23 protein-coding genes and 1 tRNA gene are annotated in these 21,453 nt (G+C 65.6%); 16 read left to right on the forward strand and 8 right to left on the reverse strand.

Annotation, left to right across the window (positions count from 1 at the left end; translation table 11 throughout):
• The 3 genes from AC1DZY_RS23535 to AC1DZY_RS23545 all read left to right on the forward strand — a co-directional run.
• On the forward strand, positions 1-320 hold a 320-nt coding region (locus AC1DZY_RS23535), incomplete at its 5' end, for a hypothetical protein (protein ID WP_476822591.1).
• 62 nt (positions 321-382) lie between these two features.
• The gene (locus tag AC1DZY_RS23540; protein WP_476822592.1) at positions 383-793 is read left to right on the forward strand and encodes an SEC-C metal-binding domain-containing protein; all 411 of its coding nucleotides are present in this window, start codon (positions 383-385) and stop codon (positions 791-793) included.
• Between the two features lie 815 nt (positions 794-1,608).
• The gene (locus AC1DZY_RS23545) at positions 1,609-1,935 is read left to right on the forward strand and encodes a hypothetical protein (protein ID WP_476822593.1); all 327 of its coding nucleotides are present in this window, start codon (positions 1,609-1,611) and stop codon (positions 1,933-1,935) included.
• A gap of 43 nt (positions 1,936-1,978) precedes the next feature.
• Here the strand turns inward: AC1DZY_RS23545 and AC1DZY_RS23550 are convergent, their stop codons facing one another.
• Together AC1DZY_RS23550 and AC1DZY_RS23555 are read right to left on the reverse strand one after the other, a co-directional pair.
• Positions 1,979-2,872: a dienelactone hydrolase family protein gene (locus AC1DZY_RS23550; protein ID WP_476822594.1), complete on the reverse strand. Its 894-nt coding sequence runs from the start codon at positions 2,870-2,872 to the stop codon at positions 1,979-1,981.
• A gap of 103 nt (positions 2,873-2,975) precedes the next feature.
• Positions 2,976-3,662 (reverse strand): GntR family transcriptional regulator, encoded by a 687-nt coding sequence (locus AC1DZY_RS23555; RefSeq protein WP_476822595.1) that lies wholly within the window; start codon positions 3,660-3,662, stop codon positions 2,976-2,978.
• 232 nt (positions 3,663-3,894) lie between these two features.
• On the opposite strand from AC1DZY_RS23555, the gene AC1DZY_RS23560 reads away from it, so the two are divergent.
• Positions 3,895-4,728 carry a transporter substrate-binding domain-containing protein gene (locus AC1DZY_RS23560; RefSeq protein ID WP_476822596.1) on the forward strand — a complete coding sequence of 278 codons (834 nt, stop codon included), beginning with the start codon at positions 3,895-3,897 and terminating at the stop codon, positions 4,726-4,728.
• A 101-nt stretch (positions 4,729-4,829) separates the two neighbouring features.
• Positions 4,830-5,267 carry a type II 3-dehydroquinate dehydratase gene (locus AC1DZY_RS23565; protein ID WP_476822597.1) on the forward strand — a complete coding sequence of 146 codons (438 nt, stop codon included), beginning with the start codon at positions 4,830-4,832 and terminating at the stop codon, positions 5,265-5,267.
• 15 nt (positions 5,268-5,282) lie between these two features.
• On the opposite strand, the gene AC1DZY_RS23570 is transcribed toward AC1DZY_RS23565, so the two are convergent.
• Complete coding sequence (locus AC1DZY_RS23570; RefSeq protein ID WP_476822645.1) at positions 5,283-6,824, reverse strand: carboxyl transferase domain-containing protein; 1,542 nt, start codon at positions 6,822-6,824, stop codon at positions 5,283-5,285.
• A 135-nt stretch (positions 6,825-6,959) separates the two neighbouring features.
• Positions 6,960-7,676, reverse strand: a complete 717-nt coding sequence (lipB, locus tag AC1DZY_RS23575) for a lipoyl(octanoyl) transferase LipB (protein WP_476822598.1) — start codon at positions 7,674-7,676, stop codon at positions 6,960-6,962.
• 125 nt (positions 7,677-7,801) lie between these two features.
• Between lipB and AC1DZY_RS23580 the strand changes: the two genes are divergently transcribed.
• The 4 genes from AC1DZY_RS23580 to AC1DZY_RS23595 all read left to right on the forward strand — a co-directional run bounded on the left by AC1DZY_RS23580 (position 7,802) and on the right by AC1DZY_RS23595 (position 10,979).
• Entirely contained in the window at positions 7,802-8,071 is a 270-nt protein-coding gene (locus tag AC1DZY_RS23580; protein WP_476822599.1) for a FliM/FliN family flagellar motor switch protein, read from the forward strand.
• Positions 8,072-8,193: 122 nt separating this feature from the next.
• Positions 8,194-8,278, forward strand: a tRNA-Leu gene (locus AC1DZY_RS23585).
• A 273-nt stretch (positions 8,279-8,551) separates the two neighbouring features.
• Positions 8,552-9,958 (forward strand): magnesium transporter, encoded by a 1,407-nt coding sequence (gene mgtE, locus AC1DZY_RS23590; RefSeq protein ID WP_476822600.1) that lies wholly within the window; start codon positions 8,552-8,554, stop codon positions 9,956-9,958.
• Between the two features lie 64 nt (positions 9,959-10,022).
• Positions 10,023-10,979 (forward strand): glycoside hydrolase family 25 protein, encoded by a 957-nt coding sequence (locus AC1DZY_RS23595; RefSeq protein WP_476822601.1) that lies wholly within the window; start codon positions 10,023-10,025, stop codon positions 10,977-10,979.
• Here AC1DZY_RS23595 and AC1DZY_RS23600 read toward each other — a convergent pair.
• Positions 10,976-11,704: a CDP-alcohol phosphatidyltransferase family protein gene (locus tag AC1DZY_RS23600; protein WP_476822602.1), complete on the reverse strand. Its 729-nt coding sequence runs from the start codon at positions 11,702-11,704 to the stop codon at positions 10,976-10,978. The genes AC1DZY_RS23595 and AC1DZY_RS23600 overlap by 4 nt on opposite strands.
• A 111-nt stretch (positions 11,705-11,815) precedes the next feature.
• On the opposite strand from AC1DZY_RS23600, the gene AC1DZY_RS23605 reads away from it, so the two are divergent.
• The 5 genes from AC1DZY_RS23605 to AC1DZY_RS23625 all read left to right on the forward strand — a co-directional run bounded on the left by AC1DZY_RS23605 (position 11,816) and on the right by AC1DZY_RS23625 (position 17,520).
• The gene (locus AC1DZY_RS23605) at positions 11,816-12,784 is read left to right on the forward strand and encodes a glycoside hydrolase family 25 protein (protein ID WP_476822603.1); all 969 of its coding nucleotides are present in this window, start codon (positions 11,816-11,818) and stop codon (positions 12,782-12,784) included.
• 84 nt (positions 12,785-12,868) lie between these two features.
• Positions 12,869-14,497 (forward strand): inorganic phosphate transporter, encoded by a 1,629-nt coding sequence (locus tag AC1DZY_RS23610; protein WP_476822604.1) that lies wholly within the window; start codon positions 12,869-12,871, stop codon positions 14,495-14,497.
• Positions 14,498-14,568: 71 nt separating this feature from the next.
• A complete protein-coding gene (locus AC1DZY_RS23615; RefSeq protein ID WP_476822605.1) occupies positions 14,569-15,585 on the forward strand; it encodes a CorA family divalent cation transporter in 1,017 nt (338 codons plus the stop codon).
• A gap of 129 nt (positions 15,586-15,714) precedes the next feature.
• Positions 15,715-16,887 carry an isovaleryl-CoA dehydrogenase gene (locus AC1DZY_RS23620; RefSeq protein WP_476822606.1) on the forward strand — a complete coding sequence of 391 codons (1,173 nt, stop codon included), beginning with the start codon at positions 15,715-15,717 and terminating at the stop codon, positions 16,885-16,887.
• Positions 16,888-17,004: 117 nt separating this feature from the next.
• Complete coding sequence (locus AC1DZY_RS23625; protein ID WP_476822607.1) at positions 17,005-17,520, forward strand: gamma-glutamylcyclotransferase family protein; 516 nt, start codon at positions 17,005-17,007, stop codon at positions 17,518-17,520.
• A gap of 126 nt (positions 17,521-17,646) precedes the next feature.
• Here the strand turns inward: AC1DZY_RS23625 and AC1DZY_RS23630 are convergent, their stop codons facing one another.
• The 3 genes from AC1DZY_RS23630 to AC1DZY_RS23640 form a co-directional block, all read right to left on the reverse strand.
• Positions 17,647-19,458, reverse strand: a complete 1,812-nt coding sequence (locus AC1DZY_RS23630) for an ABC transporter ATP-binding protein (protein WP_476822608.1) — start codon at positions 19,456-19,458, stop codon at positions 17,647-17,649.
• A gap of 291 nt (positions 19,459-19,749) precedes the next feature.
• The gene (locus AC1DZY_RS23635; protein ID WP_476822609.1) at positions 19,750-19,923 is read right to left on the reverse strand and encodes a hypothetical protein; all 174 of its coding nucleotides are present in this window, start codon (positions 19,921-19,923) and stop codon (positions 19,750-19,752) included.
• A 9-nt stretch (positions 19,924-19,932) separates the two neighbouring features.
• Positions 19,933-20,355 carry a rhodanese-like domain-containing protein gene (locus AC1DZY_RS23640; RefSeq protein ID WP_476822610.1) on the reverse strand — a complete coding sequence of 141 codons (423 nt, stop codon included), beginning with the start codon at positions 20,353-20,355 and terminating at the stop codon, positions 19,933-19,935.
• Positions 20,356-20,467: 112 nt separating this feature from the next.
• Between AC1DZY_RS23640 and AC1DZY_RS23645 the strand changes: the two genes are divergently transcribed.
• Together AC1DZY_RS23645 and AC1DZY_RS23650 are read left to right on the forward strand one after the other, a co-directional pair.
• Positions 20,468-21,190, forward strand: coding sequence for a DUF599 domain-containing protein (locus AC1DZY_RS23645; RefSeq protein WP_476822611.1), 723 nt, complete (start codon positions 20,468-20,470; stop codon positions 21,188-21,190).
• A 29-nt stretch (positions 21,191-21,219) separates the two neighbouring features.
• Entirely contained in the window at positions 21,220-21,447 is a 228-nt protein-coding gene (locus tag AC1DZY_RS23650; RefSeq protein ID WP_476822646.1) for a DUF3253 domain-containing protein, read from the forward strand.
• The last annotated feature ends 6 nt before the right edge of the window (positions 21,448-21,453 follow it).

The raw sequence follows: 21,453 nt of genomic DNA on the forward strand, positions 1-21,453 counted from the left end.
AAATCATTGAAAAAATGAAAATTGACAGGAATATTGTCATAGATGGAATTAGACMGAAAGAAACCGCTGAGATTATAAGGAATAAATTCGGCAGATGTATTATTATATACCTGACTGCTAGTGACGAAAGAAGAGAAGAACGAATAAAAAAGAGAGACAAACTGCCTGTTACTAAAATTAGGTCGACGTATAATTCTGATATAGAGAACATGTCTCTTGATATAGAAAAAATTTCTGATCATTCAATAGTGAATGATACAGATGATATTTATTTATTTGAGAATAAAATTTTGCATACGATTATAAATCACATAAAATGAGAAACGATTATTTTTTCAACGCGATAAATAAACGTCGCATATCCTAACCATCCGAGACGCGCGTGAAGCGCGGCGTCCGCATCGTCCATGGCGATGTCGAACTGCAGGAGAAGCTCGGCCGCAACGACACTTGCGTCTGCGGCTCCGGGCGCAGATTTCAAAAAGTGCTGAATGCCGGGCGGCCGTTTCGACGGCTCCGACCGGGACGACTACTTTCAGGGAGTGAGCTTGCGCGCGCCTCCCTTCTCCCCTCGGGGGAGAAGGACAGAGGCGTCGTGCCTTCCGTCATGCTCGGGCTTGTCCCGAGCATCCACGTCTTGCGACACTGGGAGTCGGGCGAAGACGTGGATGGTCGCCACAAGGGCGACCATGACGGGGGAAGGCGCTGGAAGACCCCCTCTCCTGCATCGAAGTCGGGTTTACCCGACTTCGACACTCCAGGTGCTGATCTCGGGCAAGCCCGAGATCAGTGAGAGGGGCAGGGGTGAGGTGACGGACGCGGGACCAGCGAGCCGTCGATGCTAGCCGGTGCTGCGGTCAGGTCGCGCTCGATGCGGAGAACGTCCTTCCCCTCACCCCTGCCCCTCTCCCTCCGGGAGAGGGGTTCTTCCAGCGCCTTTCCGCCATGGGCGTCAGTCCCTTGTCAGCAGCCTTCAGCAATCTTATCCCCGCCCCTTCCCACCCGCCCTATCCTGCCCTCGCCCATCACCCAAAGGGGGCGGCCATCCGGAGGTGTGCCATTGGTCGGGTGACGGGTCGGCGCCTGCGGCTGGTTTCACAAGCCAGACTCGGGAGGCTTCGGGGCACCGCCCTGGGGACACTACGGTCCCTGTGCGAGGAGCTCGCTGGAACGGTCGGCGGCAGCACGCCCTCGTCCCATGCCCGACTAGACGCGACAACCCGATGAGGGGAACTGGCGTCGAAACGGCTCGCGGCGGAGGCTGGCTAACGGCCCGATAAGCGCGGCCCGGAGCCCAAAATCGCCGAAGGCGGAGCGCCACGGGGCGTGCGACGGGTGGCTCAACCCCGCCGCGCCGCGTCCTGGCTCAATGGATGCGGATCACTCTCGCGCCTCGCGGCGCTCCGCCAGCCCCTGATTCTAACGTCGGCGTGAGCGCGCTGGCGGGAAAATGCATGCGTCGTTCTCGGGCGAAGCGAAGCGCAGACCCGAGAATCTCAGGACGAGAAGACACTGGTTTCCGGGATGGTCGGGTCAAGCCCGACCATGACGCCTCGCTGGTCGAGCGTCTGTCCCCTGACGCCCTCCCCCCAACCCCAGGAGCCCGCCATGCCCAAGCGCGAGACATCGTCCTTCAGCGCCGAACACATCGCTCAGTTCCACCGCGTCCAGGCGCTGCGCAAGCAGGTTTTGCATCGCATGGGCGATCTGCTGGAGGTCTGGCGCGGCTGCGAGAACAAGGCCTGCCAGCGGGCCAAGAGCTGCCAGCGCGACGATGCGAGCTGCCTTTACGCCCACATGCAGGCGATGCCCGACGAAGACCGCCGTTTGACACGCTACGCGCTGGAGAACCGGCGCGACGGGCTCGACGCCGACGAGGCGATCGCGCAGGCGGATGCGCGCGTCGCCGAAGAGAGCGCGCGCTTCGGGCCATGAGCGCCGCAGGCGGCGGATTCGCGCGCCTGCGGCGGCCGCCGCCTCAGGCGACGCCGTATTTCTTGAACCAGGCCAGCATCTTGGCCCAGCCGTCATCGGCCTTGTCCTTGCGGTAGCTCGGCCGGTAATCGGCGTGGAAACCGTGCGGCGTGTCGGGATAGATCGTGATCTCGACCGTCTTGCCGGCGGCTTTCGCCGCAGAGGCCTGCTTCTCGACATCGGCCACGGGGATGCCGGTGTCGGCCGCGCCATAGAGGCCCAGCACCGGGGCCTTGAGATCGCCGACGATGTCGGCAGCGGTTTTCGGCTGGATGTCGGTCTTGTTGCCGCCGAGCGGCCCGTACCAGGCGACGCCGGCCTTCACCGCCGGGTTGTGGGCGCTGTAGAGCCAGACGCCGCGCCCGCCCCGGCAGAAGCCGGTGACGCCGAGCCGGCCTGCGTCGCCCTTCGAGCTGGCGGCGGCCCATTTCGCTGCGGCGTCGAGATCGGCGAGCATTTCGGCGTCGGGCTTCTTGGCGATGACGTCGCGCACGATCGCCTGCACGTCGGTCATCTTGGTGAGGTCGCCCTGGCGGGCGTAGAGTTCCGGCGCGACCGCGCAGTAGCCGGCCTTGGCGAGGCGGCGGCAGGTGTCCTTGATGTATTCGTGGACGCCGAAAATCTCCTCGTTGACGAGGATGATCGGGAACGGCCCCGCGCCCGCCGGCATGGCGCGATAGCCCGGCATCATGCCATCAGTCGTCGGGATCTGGACCTCGCCGGCCACGAGCCCGGTGGCGTCGGTCGAGATCGTCTGGCCCTGCACCACGGTGGTGGCGGCGGTGAAACCGGTGACGAGCCCGGTCATGACGAAGCCGCGCCGCGAGAACGGCTCCTTGACGAGGCCGTCGAGCCCTTCGAGCAGCGGCTTGGCGGCGGTCAGCGTTGACATGGACATGGGCGAAAACTCCCGTTGGCGCAAAGGAGCCGGAGAGTGCTGCGCCCGCGCGCCGATGCCAAGTCGCCAGCGCGCCGCGCCGGTCACAGTGGCGTGAGCGGCGTCAGATGCCCCGGGCCAGCGCGAAGTCGACGCAGCCCTGGATATGGTCGGTGAGGATCTGCTGCGCCGCACCGACATCGCGCTTCAGCGCGGCGCCCAGCAGCGCCCGGTGCTCGTCGGCGGCGACCGCGCCGCGAAAGATCACGAAGACCATCTGGTAGCGCAGATAGCGGTCATAGACGCCGCAATGCATCGAAAGCAGCGCCGGCGAGCCGCAGGCCGAGACCAGCGCCTGATGGAACTCCCAGTCATAGCGCTTCCAGCTTTCAGTCTCCGCGCGGTCGCCCGCCAGCAGCCGCTCCTCCATGCGGGCGAGCTTGTGGTGGGCGGCGACGACGCGCCCCTCCCACTCCATGTCGCCGGCCGCAAACGACTCCGCCATGGCATGCCGCTCCAGCAGCAGGCGCAGCGCGGCGATGTCGCGCAGATCCCCCGCCGAGCAGGGCGCGACCTGGAACCCGCGCTGCCCCTCGGCGACGACGAGCCCCTCCGGCACCAGCCGGTTGAGAATCTCGCGCAAGGTGCTGATGCCGACGCCATAGTCGCCGCGCAGCTTCTCCAGCCTGAGCCGCTGCGCCGGCGGCAGGCGGCCGAAGACGATGTCGGCGCGGATCCGGTCATAGGCCTGCTCGCCCGCCGTCCCGGCATCGGCCTCGTCGCGCAGCATCTCCGCCGAAAGCTGGTTCATTGGCTGAGTTCGTCCATGTTTCCCTGCGGCGCCCAACCTGGTTCGGGCAGTCCGCAAGCCGAAGGTCTAACACCGGTCATCGCAAAAATCTCTGATATTTTCCAATTCATCTGTTGAAATTGAAGTCGATGGATGGAAGATTGCCGGGTGAGCGACCCGTGAAACTGCGGGCGCAAGGCTTGCCATGGCCAATCGACGCGCCGTGCGGGCCGACATCATCGGGAGGACGACCATGTCTGAATTCAAACTGCCGCGCCGCCAGATCCTGCTCGGCGCCGCCGCGCTCATCGCCGCGCCGGCGGTCATGACGCGGCCCGCACGCGCGGTCACGCCCGCCGAGATCAAGAGCAAGGGCAAGATCATCGTCGGCATCCAGGGCGACAACCCGCCCTGGGGCTTCGTCACCAGCGCCGGCAAGCAGGACGGGCTCGACGCCGACATCGCCGCGCTGTTCGGGAAGGAACTCGGCGTCGCCGTCGAATTCGTGCCGCTGGAGGTCAACAACCGCATCCCGGCTCTGACCACCGGCCGCGTCGACGTGCTGTTTGCGACCATGGCGATGCTGCCCGAGCGCGCCAAGGCGGTGCAGTTCAGCAAGCCCTATGTCGCCAACACGATCGTGCTGATCGGCAAGAAAAGCGACGTGATCAAGACCAACGAGGACATGGGCAAGTTCACCATCGGCGTCGCCAAGGGCGCGGCGCAGGATACGCAGGTGACCAAGAATGCACCGGCCTCGACCACGATCCGGCGCTATGACGGCGATGCGCCCTCGATCCAGGCGCTGGTCTCCGGCCAGGTCCAGGCGCTCGGCGGCAACATCTTCTACATCCAGCGCATAGAGCAGGCGAAGCCGGGCGAGTACGAGAACAAGCTCGAATTCCAGAACCTCTACAACGGCGCCTGCACCCGCCTCGGCGAGAAGGAGATCAACGTCGCGATCAACGCCTTCATCGACAAGATCAAGGCCAGCGGCGAGCTGAAGACGGTCTACGACAAGTGGATGAAGGTTCCGGTCCACAAATTCCCCGACAGCCTCGAGAACATTCCTTTCACCGTCGCCTGATCGCTTTCTGACGCCGCGCCATCACGATGATGGCGCGGCGTCATGACGATCCTGTCCGGCCGCGGTTCTCGCAAGGGCTGCGCCGCAGCGGAGCCTTGCCCATGAACAAGCCGATCTATGTCCTGAACGGCCCCAATCTGAACCGCCTCGGCCGCCGCCAGCCGGAAATCTACGGCCACACCACATTGTCCGAGATCGAGACGCTCTGCCGCGCCACCCTGCCCAACCGCGCGATCGTCTTCCGCCAGTCCAATCGCGAATACGAGCTGATCGAGTGGATTCACGAGGCGATCGACGAGGGCGCGGGAATCCTGATCAATCCGGCCGGCTTCACCTTCACCTCCGTCGCCATCATGGACGCGCTCAAGATGTTCGAGGGACCGATCTTCGAGTTCCATATCTCGAACGTCCACAAGCGCGAGGCGATCTACCAGAAATCGCTGATGTCGCCGGTCGTGACCGCCGTGCTGGCGGGCCTGGGCGCGCGCGGCTACGCGGCCGCGCTGGTCGCAATGGACGAGATGCTGGGCGGAGCGTAAACGCGCCGGCCTGCCTCACATCCGGAACACACCAAACTTCGTCTCCGGCACGGGCGCGTTGAGGCAGGCCGAAAAGGCCAGCGCCAGCACGCGGCGGGTCTCCGAGGGCAGAATGATCCCGTCGTCCCAGAGCCGCGCCGTGGCGTGATAGGGCGAGCCCTCCTCCTCGTATTTCGAGCGGATCGGGGCCTTGAACGCCTCTTCATCATCCGCCGACCAGTCCTTGCCCTCGGCCTCGATGTTGTCGCGGCGCACGGTCGCGAGCACGCTCGCCGCCTGCTCGCCGCCCATCACAGAGATGCGGGAGTTCGGCCAGGTGAACAGGAAGCGCGGCGAATAGGCCCGGCCGCACATGCCGTAATTGCCAGCTCCAAACGAGCCCCCGACCAGCACGGTGATCTTGGGTACGCGCGCCGAGGCCACCGCCGTAACGAGCTTCGCGCCATCCTTGGCGATGCCGCGCGTCTCGAAATCGCGGCCGACCATGAAGCCGGTGATGTTCTGGAGGAACAGCAGCGGGATCCGGCGCTGGCAGCACAGCTCGATGAAATGCGCACCCTTCATGGCGCTCTCGGAGAACAGGATGCCGTTATTGGCGATGATGCCGACGGGAATGCCGTGGATGCGGGCGAAGCCGGTGATCAGCGTCTTGCCATAGAGCTTCTTGAACTCGTCGAACTCGGAGCCGTCGACCAGTCGCGCGATGACCTCGCGGATATCGTACTGCTTCTTCAGGTCGGTCGGGACGACCGCTTCGAGCTCCTCGACCGGGTAGAGCGGCTCGACGGATTCCGCGATGTCGATATCCGGACGCTTGACGCTGTTCAGCGTGCCTGCGATGCGGCGCGCGATAGCGAGCGCATGGGTGTCGTCGCCGGCATAATGGTCGGCGACACCCGACAGGCGGGCATGGACATCGGCGCCGCCAAGGTCCTCGGCGGTGACGACCTCGCCGGTCGCGGCCTTCACCAGAGGCGGCCCGCCAAGGAAGATCGTGCCCTGGTTCTTGACGATCACCGTCTCGTCCGACATCGCCGGGACATAGGCTCCGCCGGCCGTGCAGGAACCCATCACGACGGCGACCTGCGGAATGCCGGCAGCCGAGAGATTGGCCTGATTGTAGAATATCCGGCCGAAATGCTCGCGATCGGGGAAGACCTCGGTCTGGTGCGGCAGGTTCGCGCCGCCGGAATCGACGAGATAGATGCAGGGAAGCCGGTTCTCGGCCGCGATCTCCTGCGCTCGCAGATGCTTCTTCACCGTCATCGGGTAATAGGTGCCGCCCTTGATGGTGGCGTCGTTGCAGACGACCATGCATTCGCGGCCCGCGACACGGCCGATGCCGGCGATCATGCCGGCGCCGTGGATCTCCTTGTCGTACATGTCGAAGGCGGCGAGCGAGCCGATCTCGAGAAAGGCCGAGCCCGGATCGAGCAGGCGCAGCACCCGTTCGCGAGGCAAGAGCTTGCCGCGCGCGGTGTGACGCTCGCGCGATTTCGCGTTGCCGCCGGCAGCCGCGACGGCCCGGCGCTCACTCAGTTCGGCGCGCAGCTGCACCCAGTTCTCGGCATTGGCGCGCGTCTCGGCCGAATTCAGATCGACCTTGCTCTCGATGACCGGCACGTCGCGCTCCCACAGTCTTCCCGTTCAAGCCGGGTTATGGCGCGGCGCGGCCCAAACGCCAACCGGGGATTATGCCGAGACTGTCGGCCCAAAGATGCGCTCGAACTGCTTGCGCAGAAGATCGTCGACCTCCGGCATCGTCACCGGCAGCCCCAGATCAACCAGCGACGTCACGCCCTGGTCGCTGACGCCGCAGGGCACGATGCCGTCGAAATGCGACAGCTCCGGCTCGACATTGAGCGAAATGCCGTGAAACGACACCCAGCGCCGCACGCGGATGCCGATCGCGGCGATCTTGTCCTCGGCGCCGCCTTCGCCGGTTCTTGCCCGCTTCTCGGGCCGCCTGACCCAGACGCCGACCCGATCCTCGCGCCGCTCGGCCCGGATGTTCATGCCGTCGAGCGTGCCGATCAGCCAGGCTTCGAGCGCGGCCACGAAGCGCCTCAGGTCGGGATCGCGGCGCTTCAGGTCGAGCATGACATAGGCCACGCGCTGGCCCGGCCCATGATAGGTGTATTGCCCGCCCCTGCCCGTGCGATGCACTGGAAAGCGACCGGGCAGAATCAGGTCCTCGTCCTTCGCCGAGGTACCGGCGGTATAGAGCGGCGGATGCTCGACCAGCCAGACACGCTCGCGTGCTTGCCCGTCGGCGATCAGCGCCGCGCGCGACTCCATCTCGGCAACCGCCGCCTCATAGCCGGTCAGGCCCTCGGTCACGACCCATTCGACCGGGTCGGATCCGGCTTGCGGCCAGAACGAAACCGATAGCGCCTCGCGCGTCTTCACTGCCCATTAACCCTGTTTGGTCATCGTTGCTTTACCGGAAACGACACGCGCCTCTTGCGCTCGAAAATGGCCTCCGGGCAAGTTTCGTTAGTCGAATTGCAGAGTTAAGGTTTCGGAGGCAGGACTTGAAGGCCGATCTCGATCTCGTTCCTGTCGAACTCACGGTGGTGCTGGGCTCGACCCAGATGCCGATCTACAAGCTGCTGCGCATGGGCCGCGGCGCCATCATCGAACTGAACGCGACCGATACCGAGGAAGTCCAGATCCTCGCCAACAACCACCCCTTCGCGAAGGGCAATGTCGTTGTCAGCGGCGCCAAGATCTCCGTCGAGATCACCCAGTTGCTGATGCGCCCGACCGTCTACTCGCTGCAGAACGTCGCCCAGGCCGCCTGACTGCGCGCAGCGCGCAGGTCCATGACGCATTCTTGACGGAACGCTCTTGTGGCGACGGATTCGATTTGCTAGACCCGCGCCGCTCCTGGGTTGCCGTCACGCACGGCGCTGTTGGAGCCGCTGCGGTCATGGCGGAACTGGTAGACGCACTACCTTGAGGTGGTAGCGGGGAAACCCGTGGAGGTTCGAGTCCTCTTGACCGCACCAGATCCGGGCGAAAGCCCTGCAAACGGCGACCCGAAAGGGTCGCCGTTTGCATTTGGTTCCTGCTACGCAAGCGCGCGCGCCACATCCGGCTGCAAGGCGCATCCGCAAACGCATCCCGCATGTCGGCTTTGAACCGCATCGGGCTTTGATGCGTCGAGGCCCGGATTCTGCGTTGCAAAAGATGCTGCGTTGCAAGAGCAGCAGCCGGCTGACACAAGGACTGCCAAACCTGCCAGCGAATCCCCGCTTGTCCTCGCATACGGAGCCGGACCGATGACGGACACCGAAGCGGCTGCGGGCGAAGCGCGCGAACGCCCGATTCGCGACGAGGACGGAGCGATCGATCCAGCGCTGGTCGAACGCGTCTCTCAGGCGCTGCTGCTGTCGGACCTGACGACGTTGCGCGCCGTCGTCGAGGACATGCACGAGGCCGATCTCGGCGCCTTGCTCGAAGCGCTCGACGCCGATGAGCGCCCGCGCCTGATCTCGCTGCTCGGCGCCGATTTCGACTTTGCCGCGCTGACAGAAGTCGACGACGCCGTCCGCGAGGAGATTCTCGAGGAACTCTCGGCCGAGACGGTCGCAGAAGGCGTGCGCGACCTCGATACCGACGACGCGGTCTACATCCTCGAGGACATGGAGGAGGCCGACAAGCAGGACGTGCTCGACAGGCTCTCCCCCGCCGAGCGGATCGTCCTGCAGCAGGGCCTGGATTATCCGGAAGACAGCGCCGGCCGGCGTATGCAGAGCGATATTCTCGCCGTGCCGGCGTTCTGGACCGTCGGCCAGACGATCGACCATCTGCGCCAGACCGAGAACCTGCCGGAGCGCTTCTTCGAGGTGCTGGTCGCCGACCCGTCCCATCATTTCGTCGGCTCGGTGCCGCTCGACAGACTGCTGCGCACGCAGCGCCCCGTCGCGATCTCCGAATTGGTGGAGGAGGACAGCCGCGCGGTCAGGGCAACCGACGACATCGAGGATGTCGCGCGCCTGTTCCAGCGCTACAACCTGATCGCCACGCCCGTCATCGACAGTGCCGGGCGACTCGTCGGCGTCCTCACCATCGATGACATCGTCGATGTCATCGAGGAAGCAGCCGACGACGACGTCAAGCAGCTCGGCGGCGTCAACGCAGACGAAGAACTGTCCGATCCCGTCCGCGAGATCGCCAAGAGCCGCTTCCGCTGGCTCTTCATCAACCTGTTCACTGCGTTCCTCGCCGCCTCTGTGATGAGCCTGTTCGAGGCGCAGCTCTCGCAGGTGGTCGCGCTCGCGATCCTCGCGCCGATCGTCGCCAGCCAGGGCGGCAACGCCGCGACCCAGACCATGACGGTGGCCGTGCGCGCACTGGCGACACAGGAACTCGGCTCCTGGAATATCCGCCGCTTCTTCAAGCGCGAGGTCATCGTGGCGCTGGTCAACGGCGCGGCCTTCGCGCTGATCACCGGCATCGTGGCCGCGCTTTGGTTCAAAAACCCGGCGCTCGGCGGCGTCATCGGCGTTGCCATGATCGTCAACCTGATGGCGGCAGCGCTGGCGGGCGTCGCGATCCCGTTCCTGCTCGACCGCTTCGACGTCGATCCCGCGATTGCGTCGGGCACATTCGTCACCACCGTGACCGACGTCGTCGGATTCTTCGCCTTTCTCGGGATTGCGACATTGTGGCTCGGCCTGGGCTGACGAAGACGGCCGAATCCCGGTAACGTAAACCGGACGTCAAGTTTTCTCCCCAATTCTGCGCGAGATGACCTCCTTGCGTAAATTCCCGCTTCGCCCCGCCCGATTGCTTGCCGCCGCCGCGCTCGTGCTGCTGGGCGGCTGCGTCGCGATGGAGGGCAACTACCCGCTCAAGGGCGACAACCGGCCCCATCCCGGCGTCGCCTCGGCGCAGAATTATGCCGTCCAGGGCATCGACATCTCGCGCTGGCAGGGCGAGATCGACTGGGCCTCGGTCAAGTCGGCCGGCACGCGCTTCGTCTACATGAAGGCGACCGAGGGCGGCGACCACATCGACCCGGCCTTCCAGCGCAACTGGGAGGGCGCGCGCCGCGCCGGCGTGCGGCGCGGGGCCTATCATTTCGTGTTCTGGTGCCGCCCCGCCCACGAGCAGGCGGTCTGGTTCAAGCAGCATATTCCCAATGATCCCGACGCTTTGCCGCCGGTTCTCGATGTGGAATGGAACGGCCACTCCAAAACCTGCCCGAAGAAGATCGACCGGACACTGGCGCTGGAAAAGATCCAGCTGATGCTGACCGAACTCGAACAGCTGACCGGCAAGAAGCCGGTGATCTACACCGACATCACCTTCCACAAGGACGTGCTGGAGGGCGAGTTCAACGACTATCCCTACTGGATCCGCTCGACGGCGGCCAAACCCGAGACGCGCTACGAGAACCGCCCCTGGGCGTTCTGGCAGTTCACGACGACGGGCCGCGTGCCCGGCATCCGCGGCGATGTCGACCGCAACGCCTTCTTCGGCAGCGAAGAGCAGTTCATCGGCTGGATCAACGGCGAGTTCGATATCGGCACGCGCGCCTGGACGCGGCGTCGCCAGTCGCCGGCGCAGCCGAGCCCGAGCATCGTCAACGAACCGCCAGTGCCGCCCGACGACGAGGAGGCGCCCGTCGCGACGATCCCCGGCGGGCTGCAGCCGGTGCCATCCTCGCCGCATCTGGGCAAGCGCGCGATGGCGCTGCGCTAGCCGATTGGGTCGCGCTCCGGACGGTCCAACCGCGCGCGAGCCAGACCCAGCAGGACGAAATAGGCGGCAGCTGCGAGCAGCATCGCCTTGATCGGCCAGCCCGGGCGCATCTCCTGCCAGATCGCGCCAGCGGCGGCACCCGTCCATAAGACAAGCACCACGAGCGTCAGCCCGCGCCAGCGGCGAACCCTGACCGGGTGGACGAAAACGACGGGGGAAAACATCAGCGCCGTCGCGACCAACACGACGGCGACCGAAACCCAGGCCGGCGGCGCAAAGACGATGATGTGGAACACGACGAGATTCCACACCGCCGGAAAGCCGCGAAACCACCAGTCGTCGGTCTTCATGCCGGTATCGGCGAAATAGAGCGCGCTGGTCAGCGTCACGACGAGGCCGCAGAGCAGGCCCCAGGGCTGCGCCATGACGTCGGCACGCAGCAGCATGGCGGCCGGCACGAAGACATAGGTGATGAAGTCGACGACGAGATCGAGTTGCGCGCCGTCATAGCGCTTCGCCAGCGTCTTGACCTGCAGCCGTCGCGCCAGCGGCCCGTCCAGCCCGTCGACCACCAGCGCCGCCGCCAGCCAGCAGAAAGCCTGCGCCAGATCGCCCGCGATCACCGCCTGCAGCGAGAGAAGCCCGAGCGCCGCGCCCAGCGCCGTGAAGACATGGACGCCATAAGCCAGCGCCGTCTTGAATCGCCCGTCCCGTCGCTCGTCCAAGCGCGCGCCCTCCCCGGTTAACCAACACCGAAACAAGCCATTCGGATGCAAGCGATTTCTAACCGGGCCTTAACCACGCTGCTCGCATCTGGAAAGGCGATGGAGGGGCGAATGCCGGTCGGGGCGACGAAATTCGGGCGGCTTTTGCAGTATGCGCTTGCTGGCGCAGGCCTGCTCGCGATCTTCGCCTCGCCCGCTGCCGCGCTTTACCCCAAGAAGGGCGACGACGACCCCCATACCGGCGTCCGCGACGCCCGCCGCAAATCGATCCAGGGCATCGACGTCTCGCGCTGGCAGGGCGAGATCGACTGGAACAAGGTCAAGGACGCCGATACGCGCTTCGCCTTCATCAAGGCGACCGAAGGCGGCGATCATCTCGACCCCAGCTTCAAGCGCAACTGGGCCGAGGCGAAGAAGGCCGGCGTGCCGCGTGGCGCCTATCATTTCGTCTGGTGGTGCCGCCCGGCCAAGGACCAGATCCGCTGGTTCAAAAAGCATATCCCGCGCGATGCGGATGCGCTGCCGCCGGTGCTCGATGTCGAATGGCAGGGCGAATCCGATAAATGTGGCAAGAAGATTCCGCGCGACAAGGCGCTCGCGAAAATCCGAGAGATGCTGAAGGCACTGCACGACCACACCGGCAAGAAGCCGATCATCTACACCGACATCACCTTCCACGAGGACGTGCTCGAGGGTGAGTTCAACGACTATCCCTACTGGCTGCGCTCGACCGCCGCGCCCCTGCATCACCGCTACGAGCGCAAGCAGTGGGAGTTCTGGCAGTTCACCACGACAGGGCGCGTGCCCGGCATCAGCGAGAATGTCGACCGCAACGCCTTTTTTGGTTCCGAGAGCGAATTCGCCGCCTGGAAATCCGGCCATTTCGACATTGGATCGCGCATCTGGCGCGGCGTTGAGCCCAAGATGGCGGGGGCCAAGGCCCCGACGACTTCGGCCGGGTCCAAAGCGCCCAAGGCAGCGGGCGGCGCACCTCTGCGGCTGGTTCCCCCGGCCAGACTTCCAGCCAGAACCGCGGCAGGCCGCGATCCCGCCGGGACAGGCTCGCTCGCCCGGGACTGAGCTTTCCAGCGGCAAAACGCGTCATCACGCTGTCAGAGAAAGCGACCAGTTTGCCCGCATGATCGGGTACTGGGGAGTTTTTCCATGACGAGTATGTCGCTGGACACGAAAGCCGGCCACGGCCCGGATGCCGACAGGCCGAAGCTGGACGCTCCCAAGGGCTTTGGCGCGCTGGCTTTCTTCGCGGGCATCATGACAGCCGGCCTCGCCTACATGGCCTTCTCGCTCTACCAGGACATCACCTCGGCAGGCACGCCCGCGACGACCTGGCTGCCATTCCTGCTGCTGGGCGTGGCGATGCTGATCGCGCTCGGCTTCGAGTTCGTCAACGGCTTCCACGACACCGCCAATGCGGTCGCGACCGTGATCTACACCCATGCGATGCCGGCCAATGTCGCCGTCGTATGGTCGGGCTTCTTCAACTTCCTCGGCGTGATGATGGCGTCTGGAGCTGTCGCATTCGGCATCATCTCGCTGCTGCCTGTCGAACTGATCCTCAATGTCGGCTCGGGCGCCGGCTTCGCCATGGTCTTCGCGCTGCTGATCGCCGCGATCCTGTGGAACCTCGGCACCTGGGCGCTGGGCCTGCCGGCCTCGTCCTCGCACACGCTGATCGGCTCGATCATCGGCGTCGGCCTCGCCAACCAGCTCTTCAGCCCCAGCAACGGCACCTCGGGCGTCGACTGGACCAAGGCGACTGAAATCGGCTGGTCGCTGCTGATCTCGCCGCTGTTCGGCTTCATCGCGGCCGCGCTCGTCTTCCTCAGCCTCAAGCTGCTGGTGAAGAGCCCCGAGCTTTACGCCGAGCCGAAGGGCAACAAGCCGCCGCCGCTCTGGATCCGCGGCGTTCTGATTGCGACCTGCACCGGCGTCTCCTTCGCCCATGGCTCCAATGACGGCCAGAAGGGCATGGGCCTGATCATGCTGATCCTGATCGGCTGCGCACCCACCGCCTATGCACTGAACCGCGCGATCCCCGCCGGCGATCTCGACAATTTCCGCAAGTCGGCGATCGCCGCCAGCGCCGTGATCGACCAGAGGGCGCTCGGCTACGCCATCATCGGCGACCCGCGCCAGAACGTGACGCGCTATGTCTCGCAGCGGCAGATCGACGACTCGACCTTCCCGGCGCTCTCCTCGCTCAACAAGGAGATCGTCAAGCAGCTCGACACCTACGGCCACCCGTCCAAGTATCCGGCGGCGATCGTCGGCAATGCCCGCAACGACATGTATCTCGCCTCCGAGGCGATGAAACACATCTTCAAGGCGGACAAGAAGGAAGAGAAGATCTTCACCGCCGACGATTTGAAGGTGATGACCGTCTACAAGAACGCGCTCGACGACGCGACCCGGTTCATCCCCTTCTGGGTCAAGGTCGTGGTGGCGCTTGCGCTCGGCCTCGGCACCATGGTCGGCTGGAAGCGCATCGTCGTCACAGTGGGCGAAAAGATCGGCAAGTCGCACCTCACTTATGCCCAGGGCGCCTCGGCGGAACTCGTCGCCGCCGGCACCATCTTCGCGGCCGACGTGTACGGCCTGCCGGTCTCGACCACGCACATCCTGTCTTCGGGCGTAGCCGGCACCATGGCCGCCAACAAGTCCGGCCTGCAGATGTCGACGGTGCGCAACATGCTGATGGCCTGGGTGCTGACCCTGCCCTGCGCCATCCTGCTCTCGGGCACGCTGTTCGTGATCCTGCGTCAGGTTTTCTGAAGACTGCCGCAACCCGGCGCCTCGCTCTGCGCGGCGCCGGATTCGCCCGACAACGCCAGCCGGTTTTCCTCATGAACATCGCCATCGCCGGCCAGCCCGACCTGCAATCGCAATCGGGAATCATCTGGGCGTATCGCTTCGATGCGGAGGGTGCGCCGAAGCTCGTGCCCCGGCAGTCGATGCCCCTGCTCGACGAAGGCGACGCCAGCTTCGTCTGGATCCATCTCGATCTCGTCCACACCCGGGCCAAGGCCTGGATAACCGAACAGCCGGTGCTTCCAGCTGCCGCAGGCGAGGCCTTTCTGTCCCAGGATGCCCATCAGCGTCTCGACCATTCGGCGGACATGGCCTGGGGCGTCTCGCACGACCTGATCCGCGATGTCGCCAGCAACTCCGACACGGCGGGCGCGCTGCGCTGGATCATCGGCGAGCGCTTCCTGCTCACCGGACGTCGCGAGGCGCTGCAGTCGATCCGGATGACCGCCGAGGCCATGAACCATGGAGAGCGCATCGATTCTCCCGTCTCGCTGTTCGAGCACGTCATCGAATACATCATCGACGACGTCACCGAGGCGGTGCTGCGGCTGACCGACGAGATCGACAGCGTCGAGGACCACGTTCTCGCCGACCGCTTCGACGACGGCCCGCAGCGCGTCGGCGCGGTTCGCCGCACCGCCGTGCGCCTGCACCGCCAACTCAACGGGCTGCACCTGCTGTTTCGCCGCTTCGCCGAGACCCATTCAGGGCGTACCGCGCCCGAACCGGTCAAGGCCTGCGCCGCCCGGCTGCTGCAGCGCGTCGACGGCCTCAACCACGATGTCCATTCGGTGCAGGAGCGTTCGCGGCTGCTGCAGGACGAGATCGCCGCCCGCTCCGCCAGCCAGACCAACCGCCAGCTCTATATCCTCTCGATCCTGACGGCGGTCTTCCTGCCCGCGACCTTCATCACCGGCCTGTTCGGCATCAATGTGAAGGGGCTACCCTGGGTCGAGTCGGAGTTCGGCGCAGGCTTCGTCAGCCTGCTGTGCCTGGCGGCGGCCTTGTTGACCATGGTGGTGCTCAAGCGTCGCGGCGTGATCGGCAATTGAGGCGGGCGGATCGGCTCAGGCGGCTTTGCATCGCCCAACCCTGACAGGCCGCGAAACCGCGCTATAACGCTGGCACGGATGCGGTCACATGACAGGCCGCCGGAACGACGCCGACCGGGAGGTTCCCCAATGCTCGCCAACGCGCCACGCCCCTTCAATTTCGATCTCGGCGAAACCGCCGACGCGATCCGCGACACGGTCCACAGCTTCGCGCAGGAGAAGATCGCGCCGCGCGCCGAGGAGATCGACAGGACCAACCAGTTCCCGCGCGATCTCTGGCCGCAGATGGGCGCGCTCGGCCTTCACGGCATCACTGTCAGGGAAGAGGATGGCGGCTCGGGCCTCGGCTATCTCGAGCATGTCGTCGCGATCGAGGAGGTCAGCCGCGCCTCGGCCTCGGTCGGCCTGAGCTATGGCGCGCACTCAAATCTCTGCATCAACCAGATCGCCCGCAACGGCAACGCCGCCCAGAAGGCGAAATACCTGCCCAGGCTGATCTCGGGAGAGCATGTCGGCGCACTCGCCATGTCCGAACCCGGTGCGGGCTCCGACGTCGTCTCGATGAAGACGAAGGCGGTGAAGAAGGGCGACCGCTACGTCCTGACCGGCAACAAGATGTGGATCACCAACGGCCCCATCGCCGAGACGCTGGTGGTCTACGCCAAGACCGACCCGGAAGCCGGCTCGCGCGGCATCTCGGCCTTCCTGATCGAAAAGGGCATGAAGGGCTTCTCGACCGCCCAGAAGCTCGACAAGCTCGGCATGCGCGGCTCCGACACCTGCGAACTGGTCTTCGAGGAGTGCGAGGTTCCCGAGGAGAACGTGCTCGGCCAGGTCGGGCGCGGCGTCAACGTGCTGATGAGCGGCCTAGACTATGAGCGTGTCGTGCTCTCGGCCGGCCCGCTCGGCATCATGCAGGCGGCGCTCGACGTCGTCATGCCCTATGTCCACGAGCGCAAGCAGTTCGGCCAGTCGATCGGCGAATTCCAGCTCGTGCAGGGCAAGCTCGCCGACATGTATGTAATGATGAACGCCTGCAAGGCCTATGTGTACGCCGTGGCCAAAGCCTGCGATCGGGGCGAGACGACCCGCGAGGACGCAGCCGGCGCGATCCTGATCTCGGCCGAAAAGGCGACGCAGATCGCGCTCGACGCGATCCAGCTTTTGGGCGGCAACGGCTACATCAACGACTACCCGACAGGGCGGTTGCTGCGTGATGCGAAGCTCTACGAGATCGGCGCGGGCACCAGCGAGATCAGGCGCATGCTGATCGGGCGGGAATTGTTCCAGAAGACGAAGTGAACCTCCCCGTCATGCTCGCCCTTGTGGCGAGCATCCACGTCTTGACCACCGCCGCCGATCTAGGAAGACGTGGATGGTCGGGACAAGCCCGACCATGACGGAAGGTGCTGCCCTGCAATGCCCCTCTACTTCGCCTACGGCCTCAACATGGATCCCGCCGGCATGGCGCAGCGCTGCCCGCGCTCGACGGCGCTGGGCTTAGCCCGCCTGCCGCGCCACCGCTTCATCGTCACGCGCGACGGCTACGCCTCGGTCATCCGCGATCCGCGCGAGGAGGTGCATGGCGTGCTCTGGGACTGCTCGCTCGGCGACATTCGCACGCTCGACAAGTTCGAGGAACTGGCGAGCGGTCTCTATGTGAAGATCAGCCAGCCAGTGATCGTTCCGGGTGGCGCCAAGCGCGCGCTGGTCTATATCGGCCGCTCGGGCGAGGTCGGCCGGCCCAAGCCAGGCTATATGGAAACAGTGATCGCCAGCGCCAAACACTGGGCGCTGCCAGAGGCTTACATCGCCGGCCTGAATCGGTTTCTGAGCAAACCGAATCTGGACATGAAGGGGCTGATCGCCTCCGACGAGGCGCTGCCGCCAGGCCCTGTCGCGGGCGTGCGGCCGAGGGCGCTGGCGCCCAAATGACGCGCTCGCCATCATGCTCGGCCTTGTGCCGAGCATCCACGTCTCGACACCGCGCTCGACGGGCGAAGACGTGGATGGTCGGGACAAGCCCGACCATGACGGAGAGGGTCGTGGGAGCTGACGGCCCTACGCCGCCAGCCCCTTCGCAAGCTCGCTGACCTGCTTCTCGAACAGCCCGCGATAGGCGCCGTTTTCGCGTGCCAGCAACGTCTCGTGCGGCCCCTCCTCCACGACGACACCCCGGTCGAAGACGAGGATCCGGTCCATCGCCCGCACGGTCGAGAGCCGGTGCGCGACCACGATCGTGGTGCGCCCCTGCATCAGCCGCTCGATCGCCTGCTGGATCAACGCCTCCGACTCCGAATCGAGGCTGGACGTCGCCTCGTCCAGGATCAGGATCGGTGCGTCCGCCAGGAAGGCGCGGGCCAATGCGATGCGCTGGCGCTCGCCGCCCGAAAGCTTGACGCCCCGCTCGCCGACGAGCGTGGCGTAGCCCTTGGGCAGGCGCATGATGAACTCATGCGCGTTGGCGAGCCGCGCCGCCTGCTCGATCTGCGCGAGCGACGCAGCCGTCCGGCCATAGGCGATGTTCTCGGCCAGCGAGCGGTGGAACAGTACAGGCTCCTGCTGCACGATCGCGATCTGCGTGCGCAGGCTGGCCTGCGTGACCCCGGCGATATCGACGCCGTCGATCGCGATCCGCCCCTCGTTCACGTCGTAGAGCCGCTGGATCAGCTTGACGAAGGTGGTCTTGCCCGATCCCGAACGACCGACGAGCCCGACCTTTTCGCCAGCCGCGATGGTCAGCGAGAAGTCGCGATAAAGCGGCTCGGCGTGCCCGCCGTAGTGGAAGGTCACACGCTCGAACGCGATCTCGCCGGCCGTCACCGCCATGGCATGCGCGTCCTTGCGATCGGGCACGCCATAGGGCTGGTCGTGCATTGCGACGAGTTCCTCCATGTCGTTCACCGAACGCTGGAGGTTGTGGACGTGCTGGCCGACATCGCGCAGATAGCCGTGCACGATGGTGTAGCTCGTCAGCACGAAGGCGACCTCGCCGGGCGTCGCCTGCCCGTTCGCCCAGAGCCAGATCACCAGCCCGACGACGCAGGCGCGCAGGGCCAGCAGCACGACCTGCTGCGCCGTCCCAGAGACCGTGCCGCGCACCCAGGTGCGGCGCGTCCGCAAGGACCACTTCGCCAGCACGCCGGCCGTGCGGGCGTCCTCGCGCAGCTCCGCGCCATAGGCCTTGACGACGGGATTGCACGAGATCGCGTCCGCCAGCGAGCCGCCGACGCGCGTGTCCCAGCTGTTGGCGAGCCGTGCGGCGGGCGCGACATAGCGCAGCGACAGCGCGACCGTGACGCCGACATAGACCAGCGCGCCGGCGAGCACGACCAGCCCCATCGCCGGCCAGCGCCAGGCCAGCAGCACGGTGGTGCCGACGAGCACGATCAATGACGGCAAGAGCGCGATCAGGATCGTGTCGGTCAAAAGGTCGAGCGCCCACATGCCGCGCGTGATCTTGCGCACGGTCGAGCCGGCGAAGTTGTTGGCGTGCCAGTCGGTTGAGAAGCGCTGCAGGCGCGCGAAAGCCTCCTGCGCGACATCGCCCATCGTGCGCAGCGTCATGCCGGTGATGCCGATGAAGCTCAGATGGCGAAACAGCACCGTGACCGCGCCGAGCGCCAGCATCGCCGCCAGCGCCGAGAGCGCGGCATCGAGCCCCGCCGCGCGGTCGCGCGAGACGGCGTCGACCAGCCGCCCGGCATAAAGCGGCAGGAACAGGTCGGCTGCCGTCGCCGCCATGACGGTGGCGACGACCATGGCGACGCGGCGTGGCGCGCGCGCCCAATGGCGAAAGGTGAAGCCGAGAACGGCGCGGAACGGCTCTTTTCGAGCAGCGTCCTGCCGCCCGGTTTGGGTCTGTCGGGACATGAGATCTATTCGGCGCCGAGGCGGCAGCCGACTCCGGATCAGGCGGAGACGACGCAACACGCCGGTCTCCAGCAAAAATGACAACGCGATGGAAAGGGGCTCGGGACCGCTATCGGGCGGGCCGCGTGCGAGTCCGGCCTAGCGGCGGGACATTCGCGAGGGAGTGAACTTGATGATGAATTCCATTCAGCCCTCCCTGTGTTGTGCTGGAGCCAAGGAGCCTAGATTAACCGTAGGACAGCAGATCGCGCAAGTTGCATTTTGTGCATGGCGCTTCTGCCGGTCAAAGCCTCACCAGAACAGCGCCAGAAGCCTGACCCCGATCACCAGCAGGAAGGCGACGATGATCGTCGTCAGCACCTGCTGCCGCTTGGCCCGGTTGGGGAATTGCCTGGCGAAGAGCCGGCCGAGCGGCTTGCGAAACAGGAAGGCGACGACCAGCAGAACGATGATGTAGTGCGACAAGGCCGGAACTCAGCCCTTCCCGCCGGGCTCTTTGGGTTCGGCCGCGTCGAACGGCGCACCGGCCTTCTTCCAGGCGCCGAAGCCGCCGCTGATATGCGCAACGGGTTTCAGACCCATCTCCTGCGCGGCCTGCGCGGCCAGCGCCGAGCGCCAGCCGCCGGCGCAGAAGAAGACGAACTGCTTATCCTGGCTGAACACCGGCTTGGCATAGGGGCTTTCGGGATCGATCCAGAATTCCAGCATGCCGCGCGGGCAATGGAAGGCGCCGGGCATGCGTCCTTCCCGCTCCACTTCGCGGGGATCGCGCAGATCGACGAAGACGACGTCGTCGCGGCCATGCAACGCCTTGGCATCCTCGACCGACAGCGTTGTCACCTGCGCCTCGGCCTGCGCCAGCAGCGCCTTGTAGCCCTTGGTGATGATCTGCGGCATGACGCATGTCCCTTGTTGGCGGGCGGCACCGTGGCGGCTTGGCCTGCCGCCGTCAATCGCGCGCTTGCACGCCCGCGGGCCGCGCCGCACTGTGCCGGCCGGGAGAGCTTTCATGATCGGATTCGGCACCCTCGACGTGATCGCCTTTGCGTTCTTCGTGGCGTCGTGGCTCGGCTACCATTTCGCCGTCGAGATGGGACCTCATGCCGCCAAGAGCCTGAACATCAAGATGAACCTGCGCCGGGCGCGCTGGGTGCGCGAGGCGATGGGACGCGACAACCGCATCGTCGACACGCAGGTCATGAACGGCCTGCAGAACGGCACTGCCTTCTTCGCCTCGACCTCGCTGATCGCGATCGGCGGCTCGCTTTCGCTGCTCCAGTCGACCGACCGCGTCGTCGCGATCTTCGCCGATCTGCCCTTCGGCGCGGCCGTGACCACGCGCGCCGCCTGGGAGATGAAGGTCATCGGGCTGGCCGTGATCTTCGGTTACGCCTTCTTCAAATTCGCCTGGAGCTACCGGCTGTTCAACTACTGCGTCATCCTGATCGGCGCGCTGCCGCCGGCCAAAAGCCATAACGAGCTCGACGCGGTCCGCGCCGTCCACGAGATGACCGAGATGAACATCGCCGCTRGCCGGCATTTCAACCGCGGCCAGCGCGCCTTCTTCTTCGCGCTGGCCTATATGGGCTGGTTCCTCGGTCCGGCGACGTTCCTGATCTTCACAGCCGCGGTTCTGGTCGCGATGTACCGCCGGCAATTCGCCTCCGACGCCGCGCGCGTTTTCCGCCATCCGCCGCCTGGCGTGTTGGGCAAACACGAGCCGAAGCCGTGAGTGGCCCAACGGATGAGCTGGAGGCGGCGATGCTGCGGCTCGTCGCCGAACGCGGACCGGGCAGGACGATCTGCCCCTCGGAAGCCGCACGCGCCGTCGGCGGCGACCATCCCGATGGCTGGGGGCCGCTGATGCAGCCGGCGCGCAGGATCGCAGTCCGTCTGATGAAGGAAGGCCGCATCGTCATCACCCGCAAGGGCCGCCCGGTCGATCCCGACGATTTTCGCGGCGTCTACCGGCTGAGGCTGCCGGAGTAAGCGCTT

The organism is Allobosea sp. P2_A10 (assembly GCF_056405115.1).